The organism is uncultured Actinomyces sp., from assembly GCA_900541895.1.
GTDB lineage: Bacteria > Actinomycetota > Actinomycetes > Actinomycetales > Actinomycetaceae > Pauljensenia.
On sequence record UWSI01000007.1, the window covers coordinates 16,252 to 31,373 of the forward strand.

Annotated in this window: 16 protein-coding genes; 5 read left to right on the forward strand and 11 right to left on the reverse strand. The window is 53.2% G+C overall.

The window, feature by feature from the left end; translation table 11 throughout:
• The first annotated feature begins 3 nt into the window (after nt 1–3).
• The 5 genes from QZR18_RS03200 to QZR18_RS03220 all read left to right on the forward strand — a co-directional run bounded on the left by QZR18_RS03200 (nt 4) and on the right by QZR18_RS03220 (nt 4,069).
• The gene (locus tag QZR18_RS03200; RefSeq protein WP_178707319.1) at nt 4–909 is read left to right on the forward strand and encodes a hypothetical protein; all 906 of its coding nucleotides are present in this window, start codon (nt 4–6) and stop codon (nt 907–909) included.
• An 822-nt stretch (nt 910–1,731) separates the two neighbouring features.
• Nucleotides 1,732–2,031 (forward strand): hypothetical protein, encoded by a 300-nt coding sequence (locus QZR18_RS03205; protein WP_295910331.1) that lies wholly within the window; start codon nt 1,732–1,734, stop codon nt 2,029–2,031.
• A 45-nt stretch (nt 2,032–2,076) separates the two neighbouring features.
• Entirely contained in the window at nt 2,077–2,997 is a 921-nt protein-coding gene (locus QZR18_RS03210; RefSeq protein ID WP_178706295.1) for a hypothetical protein, read from the forward strand.
• Nucleotides 2,994–3,776: a hypothetical protein gene (locus QZR18_RS03215; protein WP_178706292.1), complete on the forward strand. Its 783-nt coding sequence runs from the start codon at nt 2,994–2,996 to the stop codon at nt 3,774–3,776. The genes QZR18_RS03210 and QZR18_RS03215 overlap by 4 nt, the downstream gene beginning before the upstream one ends.
• 8 nt (nt 3,777–3,784) lie before the next feature.
• Nucleotides 3,785–4,069: a hypothetical protein gene (locus tag QZR18_RS03220; RefSeq protein WP_178706289.1), complete on the forward strand. Its 285-nt coding sequence runs from the start codon at nt 3,785–3,787 to the stop codon at nt 4,067–4,069.
• Nucleotides 4,070–4,145: 76 nt separating this feature from the next.
• Here the strand turns inward: QZR18_RS03220 and aspA are convergent, their stop codons facing one another.
• The 11 genes from aspA to rlmN all read right to left on the reverse strand — a co-directional run bounded on the left by aspA (nt 4,146) and on the right by rlmN (nt 15,074).
• Nucleotides 4,146–5,558, reverse strand: coding sequence for an aspartate ammonia-lyase (gene aspA / locus QZR18_RS03225; RefSeq protein WP_178706286.1), 1,413 nt, complete (start codon nt 5,556–5,558; stop codon nt 4,146–4,148).
• Nucleotides 5,559–5,623: 65 nt separating this feature from the next.
• Nucleotides 5,624–5,974, reverse strand: coding sequence for an acyl carrier protein (locus QZR18_RS03230; RefSeq protein WP_178706283.1), 351 nt, complete (start codon nt 5,972–5,974; stop codon nt 5,624–5,626).
• 6 nt (nt 5,975–5,980) lie between these two features.
• A complete protein-coding gene (locus tag QZR18_RS03235) occupies nt 5,981–6,481 on the reverse strand; it encodes a DUF3145 domain-containing protein (protein ID WP_009748084.1) in 501 nt (166 codons plus the stop codon).
• Nucleotides 6,482–6,629: 148 nt separating this feature from the next.
• Nucleotides 6,630–7,121: a peptide deformylase gene (gene def, locus QZR18_RS03240; protein WP_178706280.1), complete on the reverse strand. Its 492-nt coding sequence runs from the start codon at nt 7,119–7,121 to the stop codon at nt 6,630–6,632.
• Entirely contained in the window at nt 7,122–8,933 is a 1,812-nt protein-coding gene (locus QZR18_RS03245; RefSeq protein ID WP_178706277.1) for a proline--tRNA ligase, read from the reverse strand.
• A gap of 66 nt (nt 8,934–8,999) precedes the next feature.
• Nucleotides 9,000–9,509 carry a hypothetical protein gene (locus tag QZR18_RS03250; RefSeq protein WP_178706275.1) on the reverse strand — a complete coding sequence of 170 codons (510 nt, stop codon included), beginning with the start codon at nt 9,507–9,509 and terminating at the stop codon, nt 9,000–9,002.
• Nucleotides 9,510–9,588: 79 nt separating this feature from the next.
• Complete coding sequence (gene ispG / locus QZR18_RS03255; RefSeq protein ID WP_178706301.1) at nt 9,589–10,725, reverse strand: flavodoxin-dependent (E)-4-hydroxy-3-methylbut-2-enyl-diphosphate synthase; 1,137 nt, start codon at nt 10,723–10,725, stop codon at nt 9,589–9,591.
• 111 nt (nt 10,726–10,836) lie between these two features.
• Nucleotides 10,837–12,066: an RIP metalloprotease gene (locus QZR18_RS03260; protein ID WP_178706272.1), complete on the reverse strand. Its 1,230-nt coding sequence runs from the start codon at nt 12,064–12,066 to the stop codon at nt 10,837–10,839.
• A gap of 21 nt (nt 12,067–12,087) precedes the next feature.
• Nucleotides 12,088–13,281, reverse strand: a complete 1,194-nt coding sequence (dxr, locus tag QZR18_RS03265) for a 1-deoxy-D-xylulose-5-phosphate reductoisomerase (RefSeq protein ID WP_178706269.1) — start codon at nt 13,279–13,281, stop codon at nt 12,088–12,090.
• A gap of 3 nt (nt 13,282–13,284) precedes the next feature.
• Nucleotides 13,285–13,836, reverse strand: a complete 552-nt coding sequence (locus QZR18_RS03270; protein WP_178706266.1) for a DivIVA domain-containing protein — start codon at nt 13,834–13,836, stop codon at nt 13,285–13,287.
• Nucleotides 13,836–15,074, reverse strand: a complete 1,239-nt coding sequence (gene rlmN / locus QZR18_RS03275; RefSeq protein ID WP_178706264.1) for a 23S rRNA (adenine(2503)-C(2))-methyltransferase RlmN — start codon at nt 15,072–15,074, stop codon at nt 13,836–13,838. The genes QZR18_RS03270 and rlmN overlap by 1 nt, the downstream gene beginning before the upstream one ends.
• Nucleotides 15,075–15,122 lie beyond the last annotated feature (48 nt).

Genomic DNA, 15,122 nt, shown 5'->3' on the forward strand with positions numbered 1-15,122 from the left:
ATTATGGATTCAAGCATTCTTTTTACTGCTTTAGGTCTTCCTTTTGGCTGTTTGGGACTGTACGTCTGGTACGTGGAGACATATACGGACACCCCATTGGCTCAGTTTTGGCGGGCATACGGCAAGACGATTGCGCCACGGCGCGTCAACGAAATTGCCATTCCGTTGTGGATGCTTTGCATGATCTCAGGTTCTCTCTTGCTGTTTTCTATAAAGATCGCTCTGCCACAGCACATCCAATCGGTTATTGCTGGAAGTATTCCTTTCTTCCTCATACTCAGCATCGTCTATTTATTGCCGATTCCTATTCCACACCTAGTAGACCAACAATGGCAGTGGCATAAACGCCACGGTTTCATCGACGAAAACGGCAAAATTATCACATCAACACCACATCAGACCAACACGCAGACGTACCCCATTGGACAGCAAACCATGACTATCAAAACCAGTATGGAACTACCCGAGACATGGAGAGCACTCGATCTCAATAACCCCAATTCCCCCCTTATCCCTCATCTCCCCCATACATTGACGACACTCAACAACCTCAAAAACTCACTCTTCATCGCTGTCAGCACCCCCGAAAGAACCACAGGGTTCCGGCCTAACTTCATCATCACAATGGATCCAACCGACCAAAACCCCATTCCCCTGGAAGACGCAATCCCAGGATGGCTAACGATCGAGGAAATACCATTCCCCATCCACAGTCCAGACGCAACCATGTCAAGCGGAATCTACATAGATGACCATCAGTCCTACACCGCTATCCAATGGACATGGACACAAAGAATTGCAGAACATAATATCCGTGTCTATGCCACACTGACCTCTACAACAACCAACATCAACCACATCGCCGACGACCTACCAGACATGATCAGTAGCCTAGAAATCACACAATGAACACCAACACACCAAATCCCAATCGCCCCGCGATCGTCATCCCCACAACCTTCGCTCCCTCTTTCATCAGTGTGGCCATCAACCCCCGTAATGGTTTTGAAGAATGGCAACATGTGGAAACACGCGCCGGGCGCCACTTATCGGAAGTATCGACAGGTAGCTCCCTAACGCCCACTGCGCAGGCGCTACTCGCGCCAATTACCGCATGCACCGGACCAATTACCCTCTATTCGTGCTCCCCCGCATATACACCCGATGCCACACGCAAGTTATGCGTATTCCAAGCAAAGGACCACTCAACAGTCCTTCGTAGCGTTGGCGACACAACTCACGTATATCTCATTGATACCGAGGAAGTTCCTCACGTGGTCCTAGCAAATAGCCCTTTACACACCAGAGAAGGGGACAATGACGCCCCGAACTATATTTTTGATGAAGCAATTCGCGCAATGAGCCACGCAAATTTCGAGCAAGTACAAAGGCTCCTTGTCGATTCCACCGCTCAAGATAAGTACCGCAATTTCGCGTCATATATACAAAACGGGCTGTGGGAATACACAGCGTGGACACGATGGAGGCGAACAGCCACGACCTATGCGCCTACTTCAAGCGTTACTGCACTCTCCACGCCAGCGTCAAGTTATCGCTTTGAAACACCTATAGTTCCTGAGAGCTATCTATCCTCTACTACCTCGTTACCATCAAAGGCAGTAAATAGACAGTACGCTCCCCTAGAGCCCTGCTACGAAACACTGCTCTGGTGCTTACTGGCGGCCTACTTTAACTTCACGCCACACACGCTTAAACGCTAGGAGCCGTTAAATGTATGACTTTATCGAATGGAACCCGGAGCAGGTAACCGAGTGCGCAAAAAAGTGCGATGCTGCAGGTGAGATCTTCTCAAATAGCAAGCTCGCCTCAATTTCTACCGGTACTCAACACCAAGAAGCCCTCGACGAACTTATTCAAGAAATTAACGGTCTTATCGCGGGGCTCACACTTGCATGCGCTGGAGTCTCCCAAGCAACAACAGCGGTCAATCAAGCCTTCCAGGAAGCAGAAGAACAGAACCGCCATGCGTTAGAAACAGATAAGATTTACGGTCACAACAAAGGCAAGTAATACCAAAATTTCAACATATAAGCATCGGTCGAGAGCACAGTAGCGATGAGCAGCGAACTTGGTGTAGTTATCCCAGGATTAATTCTCTTTCTCATCGGATTATTTATCTGGTGTTCAGAAACATACAGCGATGCACAAATCGCTGTTTTCTGGAGAGATATGTCCAGTGATTTCTATTCAAAACGAGGAGCGAGCATACGCCGCCTCGCATGGACGTTAGCAGCAATTTCCAGCGGCACAGGCATACTTCTAGAAACAGCCGGCGCACCGCGCTCACTCGTTTTTATCATTGCTATCTTCGGGCTTCTCTTTCTTCTCATTGCTGTCCTCTATTTCCTTCCGCTCCCAGTCCCTCGCTGCATAGACGCGCAGTGGCAGTGGCACAAGCGCCAAGGATTTCTCGACGAAAATCGCCAAATCATCGCTCCTACACCGAACCAGGTCAATAATTTGACATTCACATTTGGAGATATCTCAATGTCTTTAACCGCGACAATGGAACTCCCCGACACATGGAGGGCGTTATCTCTCCCGAATCCGAAGGCGATACTCACTCCACAGATTCCACCAATAGTTAACGCGACCTCCACGCACCCCCGCTCCCCGTTAGATGATGCTCTCTTTGTTGCAGTCGGAATTCCGGAAAAAACGACAGGCTTCCGACCGAATTTCATCGTGACCATCGATTTAATGGGGGAAAGCCCGATACCCCTCGATGGAATTATTCCCGGCTGGATGACTATCGAACAGACAGGGTTTTCGATCCCAAGTGATGACACACTAATGACTACTGGCCTTTACGTTGACGAAGGACTCTCCTACACAGCGATCCAGTGGACCTGGACTCAGACAGTTAGTAACAGAACTGTCCGCCTCTATGCGACAGCAACCGCAACAACGACTTCAATTAATTCAATCGCTGATCAACTTCCCCGGATGCTCGAGACTTTGCAGGTGATTTCATGAATACTAAAGGTCGCCCCACAATTTCAATTCCGACTTGCCTCACAGAAGCGTTTCGCGCTGCGGCTCTCACATCAGGAAATGGCGAAAAAGTATGGTTAGAAGCTGAAGAAGCGGCTGGACAGCACGTTGAATCCGTTTTTTCTGCAGGCTGCCTGACCGAGGACGCGGTGAATCTGTTTGCCCCTATCCAGAAGAGCACTCATCCGATCACTATTTATTCACTCTCACCTCATTACACACCCAACGTAATACGTCAACTCTGTATTTTTCAGGCCCCGGTTTCGACAACAGTTTTACGCTCCGTCGGAGAAGAAAGTCATATCTATCTGATCGATACAGAAGAAACCCCCCACGTTTTACTGGCAAACTCACCGATCTTCACTCGTGAGAACGATTTCGACGCTCCAAGATACATTCAGTCGCAGGCAGTTGACGCACTTAGTAGAGGTGATATCGAAGAAGCCAAAGGACTGCTCGTAGATCGGACAACTCGATATATGAATCCAAGGTTTCACCAGGAAATTGAGGAAGATAACTGGGAATATTCGGCGTGGACTCGATGGAAGCGCGTTGCCAGCCGCTATGAGCCAATTTCCAGCATCGCAGCGCTATCAATGCCTTCGGCAAGCTACAAGATCGCAACCTCACGTGTGCCATCCAGCTACCTCGCTCCGCCCTGCATGGTTCGTAAACAACGTTCAGATCCGGCACGAGTTGGGCTCGAGGGCTACTATCAAACGATGCTCTGGTGCGAGCTCGCGAATTACTTCAACCTCTAGGAGGTAAGGTGTCTCAGGATATCGATTGGCGTCCAGAGCAGGTGGCGCAAGCGGCGAAAAAAGCTGATGACGCCGGAGAAAGTGCGACAAAAACACGACTCTCTTCAATCCCAGCTGCTGGCAGCAGCCAGGAAATACTCGATTCATTGATTGGTGAAATGAACAATCTAGCCGATCAGATAGCATTCGCTGCTGCAGGGATATCGCATGTGGTGACAGAGGTAAACCAAGCATTTATCCGCGTTGAAGCAGACAATCAGGATTTAGCCAAATCGGCGATTCTTTTATCCTGAAATAACCACCAATTTGGGAGCCCACCTGGTTTGGGACGAGAGAGAATATCCCCCCGCCCCAAACCAAACAAGAAGATCAATCGACCTGTGCGCCTCGGTAATGAGGGTTCGCAAGGTTTTCCGGCGAAAGAATCGCCTCGACCTCTTCATCCGAAAGCAATCCCATCTCTGCAATCACTTCGCGGACGGTCTTCCCCTCTGCAGCAGCGCGCTTACCAACAACATCGCCGAGGTGGTGCCCGATCACATCATTGAAGTACGTAACAATACCAATAGAATTCTCAACGTAGGATCGGCAAACCTCAGCATTTGCCGTGATTCCATTGACGCAGCGCTCACGAAGAGTGTCGCACGCATTCACAAGAAGATCGATGGATTCGAAGGTTGCTTGCGCAATAACAGGCTCCATGACATTCAACTGAAGCTGGCCAGCTTCAGCAGCCATTGTCACAGTTTGGTCATTTCCGATGACCTTAAAGCACACTTGGTTGACGACCTCGGGAATAATCGGATTCACCTTTGCAGGCATGATCGACGAACCTGCAGCCATCTCAGGAAGATTAATTTCATTCAAACCGGCGCGTGGCCCCGAAGCAAGCAAACGAAGATCATTACAGATCTTCGACAGTTTCACGGCTGTGCGCTTAATCGCTGCATGCATGGACACATATGCTCCGGTGTCGGAAGTTGCCTCAACCAAGTGGGTCGCAGCCTTAACTCGAGAGCCGGTAATACGGCGCAGGTGACGGACAACCACGTCCTGGTAACCAGTAGGGGTATTTAGCCCCGTACCGATCGCCGTTGCACCCAAGTTTGTCTCAAGGAGAAGCTCTGCATTCACTTCAAGACGCGGATCTTCCTCACGAAGCGTAACTGCAAAGGCCGACATTTCCTGTCCAAGCGTCATCGGCACCGCATCCTGCAGCTGAGTACGCCCCATGGTCAGCACATCACGGAATTCATCGCCCTTCGTTGCGAAAGCATCGGCAAGATCCTCCACAGCCCTGCGAAGCCTCTCGATCTTTCCGTGAAGTGCCAAGCGGAACGCAGTCGGGTAGGCATCGTTCGTCGACTGGGAATGATTCACGTGGTCATTGGGGTTGATCACGTCATAATCACCGCGGCGAAGCCCTAGCATCTCCAGTGCGCGATTCGCGATGACCTCATTGGCATTCATATTGACGCTAGTACCCGCGCCACCTTGGAATTGATCAATCGGAAATTGATCCATGCAGGTTCCATTAGTCAAAATATCGTCACAAGCCGCAACAATAGCCTCTGCGGTCTTAGCGCTGATCACGTGAAGTTCGCGATTTGCCAGAGCACAGGCCTTTTTTACCTGGACGATTGCGCGGATCATCTCAGGAACTTGGTTAATTGTCCGTCCACTGATTTGATAGTTCTCAAGGGCGCGAAGCGTGTGGATTCCCCAGTATGCATCATCAGGAACTTCTCGCGTACCCAGCAGATCCTCTTCGATTCGTGCCACCTGTTTTTCTCCTTGAGTTGGTGTGGTCGCAGACAATAACACCATTCTAGGTCAGAAGTTTGAGACTACCTCACCAGCTCACCGACACTGCTCGCAATATCTCCAATGGTCACCCATTGGGATACCACGGCATCCGGGATACTGATAGCCAGTTCATGCTCGACGGCTGAAACAGCGGCATACAGAGATAAGGTGTCCAGATCAAGCGCGCTCAATAAACATGCATCATCGATATTCTCTGGAACTACTGAAGCGTTTGAAACAAGCGCATCCCGTACAACCTGACGCACATGGTTAGCGCGTTCCTCTGCCGCCTGCTCACGTGCACCTTCAATTGCCTCAACGGGTGCAGCTTCAGAGTTCGAGGCTAATGCCTGTCCCAGCGCATCGCCTAAAAGGTCACCGATAGTACCCATAGATCATTAGCCTACGCGGTTGAGCCAGCGAACGGGCGCTCCTGCTCCTGCATGACGGAAGGGCTCCAGCTCATCATCCCAAGCCTGGCCCAAAGCCAGATCGAGGCCTTCACGCAGTTCTTCATAAGAACTTGCCTTTTCGATCGCTGCACGCACGCGGTCTTCGGGAACGACGACATTACCAACGCTGTCCATCTGCGCATGGAAAATTCCCAATGACGGAGTATGCGACCAGCGTCCTGCATCGCAAGAGGGGCTGGCTTCTTCGGTGACCTCGTAGCGCAGGTGCTCCCAGCCGCGTAGTGCCGAGGCCAAACGAGCTCCCGTACCGGCACTTCCCACCCAGGAGTATTCGCAGCGGAGCATTCCCGGGGCCGCCTCTTGGGGGGTCCACTGAAGGTGAACTTCGCTTCCCAAGGCAGCACCGACAGCCCACTCGATGTGCGGACATAGAGCGGGCGGCGTTGAGTGTACGAAAAGTACACCGCGGGTATAGGACCCTCGCATTGTGGCCTCCTGTGTTTGAGGATCGTCTTCCCCTACGCCCTCAATCCAATGCCACAGCAAACGGTGTACGTTCATTCTAACGCAAAAACTGCGGCGGATCGCGTGGGATCCGCCGCAGTTGCGCAAAGATCAGTTCGACATCTGTCTTTTAATAGTTTGCCTCGCGAATTTCACGTAGAGCGCGTTTACGCGTCTTGCGATCCAGTCGATCAATATAGAGCATGCCGTCAAGGTGATCGCACTCGTGCTGAATACAACGAGCCATCAGCTCTTCACCCTCGATCACTACTGGCTTTCCATCCAAGTCAACACCTTCGCAGCGGGCATACCACGCACGCTGCGTGGGGAACCAGAGCTGGGGAACAGACAGACAGCCTTCATCACCGTCCTGATACTCATCTTTGCTGAGCTCAACAATCTTCGGGTTCAGAACGTAGCCGATCTCTCCATCAATGTTGTAGGAGAACGCACGCAACCCCACACCGATTTGGTTTGCCGCAAGACCTGCGCGCCCATCCATATTGACAGTCTCAAGCAAGTCTTCGACCAATGACTTCACAGAAGCATCGATATCAGTAATGGGATCACAGGGGGTTCGAAGGACCGGATCACCGATCACACGGATCTCACGCAGAGCCATTTACTTACCCTCCCCCATCAGCTCACGATGAAGCTGCTCAATACGCTCAACCGCAGAGTCGACCGGAACCTCGAAAGACTCACCACTTGCGCGGAGACGAATCTCGACCTTTCCCTCTGCCAATCCTCGGCCAATAACAACCGCAATCGGAAGACCGACCAGTTCGGCATCGGCAAACTTCACACCGGCAGATACCTTGCGACGATCATCAAAGAGGACATCAAAGCCATCACGGTCCAATGCCGATGAGATCGACTCAGCGGCCTCGAAAACCTCGTCCGTCTTACCCGTAGCAAGAACGTGAACATCGAATGGCGCAATATTCGCAGGCCATGCCAGACCACGCTCGTCGCTATTGGATTCAGCAAGTGCGGCCAGGACACGGGAAACACCAATGCCGTATGAGCCCATGGTGACAACCTGGCTCTTGCCATTTTGGTCGAGAACAGTCAGGCCCAAAGACTTTGCGTACTTGCGGCCAAGCTGGAAGATATGACCAACTTCAATACCGCGTTCCAAGTGAAGCGGACCAGAGCCATCTGGAGCCTGATCGCCCTCGCGGACCTCGGCGGCCTCGATGGTACCGTCGGCGGTAAAATCGCGCCCCATCGTCAGCCAGTACACGTGCTTTCCGGGAGTATTTGCACCAGCGATCCACGTGGTCCCATCAACCACGCGAGGATCAACCAAGAAGCGAATACCACCCACAGGGTTACCATCCTCATCAAGGTGGCGAGCAGGTGAATTCGGTCCTGCAGCCATGGGACCGATGTAACCGGGCACCAACTCGGGGTGCTTTGCCAGATCTTCCGGACCGGCCATCTCAACTTCTGCTGGCGCGACCGAAGCCTCGAGACGCTTCATATCGACATCACGATCACCGGGCACACCCAAGAGGACGACCTCACGCTCGCCGTCAGGATGCGTGAGTGTGACAACGAAGCTCTTCAATGTATCCGAGGCTTGCCACGGGCGATCATCGCGGGGGTAAAGCTCATTCGAGCGCTCAACCAAGGCCTCGATAGTCGGCGCATTGGGAGTTTCGCGCATCTCAGATTCGGGCATGCCATCGAACGGAAGCGGCTCGGGAGCAGGAGTCACCACGGCCTCGGCGTTGGCGGCGTAGCCTCCTGGAGAGCGCACGAAAGTATCCTCACCGATCGGGCTGGGGTGAAGGAATTCCTCGGAACGAGAACCACCCATGGCACCCGACATGGCGGAAACAATCACGTACTCCAAGCCCAGACGCTTAAAGATGCGCTCGTAGGCATCGCGCTCATTCTGGTACGCAGCATCCAGACCAGCATCATCAATATCGAAGGAATACGCATCCTTCATGATGAACTCACGGCCGCGGATCAGACCCGCGCGCGGACGAGCTTCATCACGATACTTCGTCTGAATCTGGTAGATCGTCAGAGGCAGGTCCTTGTACGAGGAGTACTGATCCTTCACCAAGAGGGTGAACATCTCCTCGTGGGTAGGAGCCAAGAGGTAGTCCCCGCCCTTGCGGTCTTGCAGCTTGAACAGGGTCGGACCGTATTCATCCCAGCGATCGGTCGCCTTGTAGGGCTCTGCAGGAAGAAGTGCAGGAAGGTGGACTTCCTGGGCACCGATACGGTCCATTTCTTCACGAACAATTGCCTCTACCTTGCGCAACAGACGCAGGCCAAGAGGAAGCCACGTGTAGATACCAGGGGCAGTACGACGAATGTAGCCCGCACGGACAAGGAGCTTATGGGAAACAACTTCGGCATCAGCCGGATCTTCGCGCAGCGTGCGCAGGAAGAAAGAGGAAAGAGTTCTTAACACACCTCAATCCTAAAGCACAGCGGGCACAGGCACGAAGCCTGCACCCGCCGTGGACTATTGTTCAGCTCACAAAGCCTCTGCTGCTTCTTTCAAATCACGCAGCATCGACATGGTTGAGTAGGACTCGGCACACACGCCGGCCCAGAGGCGCCAGAGCGGAGTCGACTCGGTAGCCTGGTGGCGCTCACGCAGGTGAAGGCGGGTACGGCCATTGGCCTCGGGAAGAAGAGCAAAAGTGCAGGTACCGGTGTACTCATCCACTTCGTCTTCCCACTCCAGATTGCGTCCCGGGGCGGGAACACGGATCACCAGGCAATCACCCTCCTGGCGGATCAGGACACGACCGTCCTCATCTTCTTCAAAAGCAGCATCAATCACTTCCCACACGCGAGTCGGCAGTGCGTCAATCTCTACCGCACGATCAACGACGACATCGGCATTCAGAAGCTCAAGATCGCCGGGAAGGGAAACCGAGGCCTCGGAACGAGTCAGTCCAATACGACGCGGAAAACCCGTCGCGTAAATTGCGCCGGCACAGCCCAGGACCCCCAGAGCAGCTACGGTACGAATCTTCATAACAAATCCCCTTTGATCAGGCTGTTACATTCAATGTTCTTATATGGAAGGATACGTGAATTCTTCGCGATTGTTGCCTTTATCGAATAACCGGAAGAACCTCGACAGATCCCTCACCTTCTTCGAGTCCCATTTCTTCGGCAAGCAGGTTCGCATGCTTAATGAGGGTTGGGACAATGTCATCTTCAGGAACGGTTTCGACAACCTCCCCACGGATGAAGATCTGTCCCTTACCATTGCCCGAGGCCACACCGAGGTCTGCCTCACGAGCCTCGCCTGGACCGTTGACAACGCAGCCCATGACGGCAACGCGCAAGGGCACAGTCAGATCCTTGAGGCCTTCAGTGACATTTTCTGCCAGTGTCCAGACATCAACCTGCGCACGCCCACAGGAAGGACAGGAAACAATCTCGAGGGTCTTTTCACGCAGGCCCATGAACTCCAAGAGCTTCGTGCCGACCTTGACCTCTTCAACAGGAGGTGCAGAAAGAGAAACACGGATCGTATCGCCAATACCATCAGCCAAGAGCACACCGAAAGCCGCGCAGGACTTAATGGTGCCCTGGAAGGCTGGCCCGGCCTCGGTCACGCCAAGGTGAAGCGGCCAATCGCCCTTTTCAGAGAGCAAACGGTAGGCCTGAATCATCGTCAAAACATCGTGGTGCTTGACCGAAATCTTGAAATCATGGAAGTCGTTCTCTTCAAAGAGGGATGCTTCCCAGACTGCTGATTCAACAAGGGCTTCAGGGGTTGCACGACCGTACTTCTTGAGAAGACGCGGATCCAAAGAACCCGCATTCACACCAATGCGCAGCGAGGTTCCATGATCGGAAGCAGCGCGGCAAATTTCCTTGACCTGATCGTCGAACTTACGAATATTTCCGGGGTTTACGCGAACCGCACCGCAACCGGCCTCAATCGCTGCAAAAACATACTTCGGGTTGAAGTGAATATCGGCAATAACAGGAATGCGCGATTGCTTAGCAATAATTGGCAGTGCTTCAGCATCCTTATCAGTCGGGCACGCAACACGAACAATGTCGCAGCCCGCTGCGGTGAGCTCTGCGATCTGTTGCAGCGTCGCACCGATATCGTGGGTCTTCGTTGTGGTCATTGACTGAACAGAAACGGGAGCACCCCCACCAACAGGCACATCCCCCACCATGATTTGACGAGTCTTGCGACGCGGAAAAGGAGCTTCGTGGACGCTGGGCATCCCTAAGTTAATTTCAGTCACCTTGTCATTATCTCCCACTTGTATGCAGCTGGCACCCGGGCCAGCCAGACGCTGATGAAACCGATGAAAGCTCGCAGCGATGTGAGCGGCCTATTGCAGAGTAATTGGCGCGACAATATCTGCAATCATCAGCAGAACGGTCATCGCTACCAAGATCGTGCCCATCGCGTATGTCAGTGGCATGAGCCGTGCAGTATCAACCGGCGGCGGCACTTTCCTTCCACGTACCCGAGCAAGGCCTCGCCGAATCCATTCATAGATTGCCGGAACGATATGTCCTCCATCGAGCGGCGGGAAAGGAAGAAGATTAAACACAAAGAGCGCCATATTCAGGGAAGCCAGGATCGACAGCAATAGTGCAGCCGAACGCATCCACCCACCGCTGCTCGACGTGACGTCAGACGAGGTTGCATCTGCAGCAATCCTGCCGATACCGACAACCGACATGACCCCGCCCGAATCACGGGGTGCACCTGTGAAAATCGAACGACCAACATCCCACAGGGCAATTGGTAGACGGGCAACGACGCTCACTGTGCCGGTAAAGGTCTCCCCCACGGCTGAGGCAACAGTTCCCGCGCTGGCGGCTTGATATTCGGTCCCCGCAATGACACCGATACTGACGCTGTCTCCTGATCGCAGCGGATCGACTTTCACGTGGAAAAGTTGGCCATTTCGCAAGTAGTCAATATCGATACTGCCCTGTGAGTCTGCAATGCTTTGACGCATCTGCTCCCACGAGGTGACGGCACTGCCGTTGACCCCCGTGATCGTATCCCCCGCTCGAATACCTGCGGCGTATGCCGGCGCGTCGACGGTGGTTCCCTGGGCAGTCAGCTGCTGGGGAACCTCGCTCAGTGTCAACGAGGCTTTGGGAATTCCAATCCCAACCAGAGCAATCGATAGGAAGAGAATCGAAAGGAATAGATTGACCAGAGGACCACTGATCATGACGATGATCTTCTGTGCGGGATGAAGAAGATAAAATGCGCGAGAGCTGTAGCCTTCCGGAATTTCTTCCATACTGGCCTCGCGAGCCTCCTGTGCAAGGGTCGGGTTTCCGCGTCGATTCGTCGTTTTCACCCCGTCGCGAGCCGGTGCAAACATCCCTACCAAACGGACGTAGCCACCCAGAAGAATCGCTCGAAGAGAATAGGTCGTCTCCCCTTTTTTAATGCCAAAAATCTGAGGTCCAAAACCGACAGCAAACTCAGGAACGTAAACGCCAAATTTTTTTGCAGGAATCATATGGCCGCATTCGTGAAGTGCGACAGAAATCAACAACCCCACGACGATGACTAGAACACCAATAATTCCCACGAGAAACCTTTTTCTTTCCTCTCACATAATGTGAGAACGAGCAGAAGCCTTGGCCCACTCTTGGGCGCCAAGAATATCGTCCAGCGTAGGCTCATCGATACCTTGGTGCTCGGTCAGAACCTCCTCAAGAAGATCCACGATCGACAGATACGCAAGCTGTCCGCGTAGAAATGCATCAACAAAAACTTCGTTTGCAGCGTTGTACACAGCGGGATGGGTCGGCGATTCACTAACAGCCGCACGTGCCAAATTGATTGCCGGGAAAGTCTGCGAATCAACCGGCTCAAAAGTCCATTCTTGTCGCTGAAGGAAATCCACTGGTTTTTCGATATCTGGAAGTCGCTTCGGCCATGTCAATCCCAATGCAATAGGAAGCTTCATATCGGGGGGCGAGGCTTGCGCAATCGTCGCCCCGTCCTTCCAGGTCACCATAGAGTGGACGATGGACTGAGGATGAACGACTGGGACGATATCCGAGGCCGGAACATCGAACAGAAGATGTGCCTCGATGAGTTCTAGGCCTTTATTGACCAGAGTGGATGAATTAATGGTGACAACGGGTCCCATATTCCACGTTGGGTGCGCCAGCGCCTGCTGCGGGGTTACTTCCGCCAGATCAGCGCGTTTCTTCCCCCTAAAAGGCCCTCCCGAGGCCGTGAGGACCAATTGGGCAAGCTCACTCTTGCCAGTGACTCGCTGTGCGGTCAAACCTTTTTCGTGAACTCCACTGGCGAGACATTGGGCAATGGCCGAGTGTTCTGAATCGACAGGGACAATTTGCCCATCACGCTTCATTGCCCGCCGGACTAGGGGCCCACCAACAACCAGAGATTCTTTATTTGCCAAGGCAAGAGTCGATCCGGCCTCGAGGGCCGCAAGGGTAGGCCCTAGCCCAACACCGCCGGTAATACCGTTGAGGACGACTGCGCGAGGGAAGGATCCCGCAATTTGTGTTGAAGCATCCGATCCGACCAAAATCTCTGGAATTTCACCAGCAGTCGCAGCAATCAGGCGCTCAAGCCTGTGCGCATCACCATCGTGGATTCCAACGACTCGAGGCCGATAACGAACACATTGTTCTGCCAAAAGCTCAAGAGAATGGCCGCCAGCGCTCAGGGCAACAACCTCGAAATCTTCGTGGTGCTGGTCAATAACCTCAAGAGCCTGTGTGCCAATTGATCCCGTAGAACCAAGCAGAACAACCTGTGTACTCATGTGTCAGTTCACTGAAAGAAGGATTTCAACGGCGCGCCCAAGATAGGCATCGACCGGACCCATTGCATAGGCTTTTTTACCACGTGCGGACTTGAAAAGCGTATGCCGCACATCATCAGCAGCCAGATCCTCACGATCATCAAAGAAAGCTGCAATCTGATCCAAAAGGTCATCGACCTGTTCAGCGTTATAGCCAATTCCCGAACGGGGATGTGAAAAACGCTGTCCGTAGGGGCGAAGCAGGCGCGGATACAGTGTCGTCGCACGATCGGCTACCTTTTCGTACCAAGCGCCTTCGCCATTAACAGCGATATGGTCGGCGCGGTCACGCTGAACAAAAGCAGCTTCAAGTCGACTCATTGCCGCATCTACCGCTTGGGTGTCATAGCCATTACGTTGCCTTGGGAAGGACGCTTGACGAACCTGTTCAGCACTGAACTGTTCAGCCGGAAGCCCTCCTTCGTATGCATGACGAGCATCGATGAAGAACTCGTCTACGGCATCCCTACCGTAACCGCGCCGGAAGATTCCCGTAGTCGGGAAAGCGTCGCCCATCACTTCTCCTCTTCGTATGCACTATTCTCACGTACACTCTGACGTGCACGCTCACGGTTATTAACAGCCGTTGCGAGCTGGCCGCAAGCCCCGTCGATATCGGAACCCCGTGTATCTCGAATCGTTGTCGAGATTCCATTGTCTCGCAGCGTCTTCACAAATGCATCCTGCGCCCGACGGGTGGATGCGGTCCAGATCGAACCAGGGGTGGGATTCAAAGGAATGGGATTGACGTGTGCCCATCCCCTGCCTCTCTTATTGAGCTCATCTGCCAGCAACTGAGCACGCCAAACCTGATCGTTCATGTCTTTAATCAGCGCATATTCGATAGAAACGCGCCGACCAGTAGCCACAAAGTACCTGCGTGCCGCATCCAGAAGCTCTCCTACTTTCCATCTGGAGTTAATGGGGATGAGCTCATCACGAAGGTCATCATCCGGGGTGTGCAGTGAGACCGCAAGAGTCACCGGCAGACCTTCTTGAGAGAGACGATCAATTGCGGGAACCAAACCGACCGTTGAAACAGTCACGTTCCGTGCAGACATCCCAAAACCGGCAGGTGCGGGATCGATAATACGGTGAAGAGCCGCGACTACCGCCTTGTAGTTCGCTAAAGGCTCCCCCATTCCCATGAAGACCACATTTGACAGGTGTGTTGGAGAGCCTCCAACCAGCCCTTCTTCACATGCTTGGTGGGCAGCGCGCACTTGGTCAATAATCTCTGCGGTTGAGAGATTTCGGGTTAGTCCCATCTGACCTGTAGCGCAGAAAGGACAGCCCATACCGCATCCAGCTTGGGAAGAGATGCAAAGCGTCGTACGGTCGGTGTAACGCATCAAAACGGATTCAACACGGGCGCCATCATAAAGCTCCCATAGGTGCTTGAGTGTTTCTCCGCCATCAGCTTCCAGAACGGCAACCTCACGAACAAGAGGCGGAAGGAGAGTCGATGCAATAAGATCGTGGGCACTCTTTGGCATGTCCGTCATCAAGGCAGGATCGCTGACATGACGCTCAAAGTAGTGGCGCGACAGCTGATCAGAGCGGAAGGAAGGAAGTCCGGCCTCGGACACAAACTCCTTGCGTTCCTTCTGATCGAAATCTGCAAGGTGGCGAGGAGCCTTACCGCGCCGACGCGCTGTAAAAGTAACTCGAGGCTTCGCATCAGGCGAGGTCGCACCCTCAGGTAACTGGTCTGTCGGGCGAACTTCTCGTCTTGCTCGATTGCTTGTGCTCATTCGTTACTCCTCCTCTCCCCGTGCATAGCCTAGTCGCATGCACCCTCA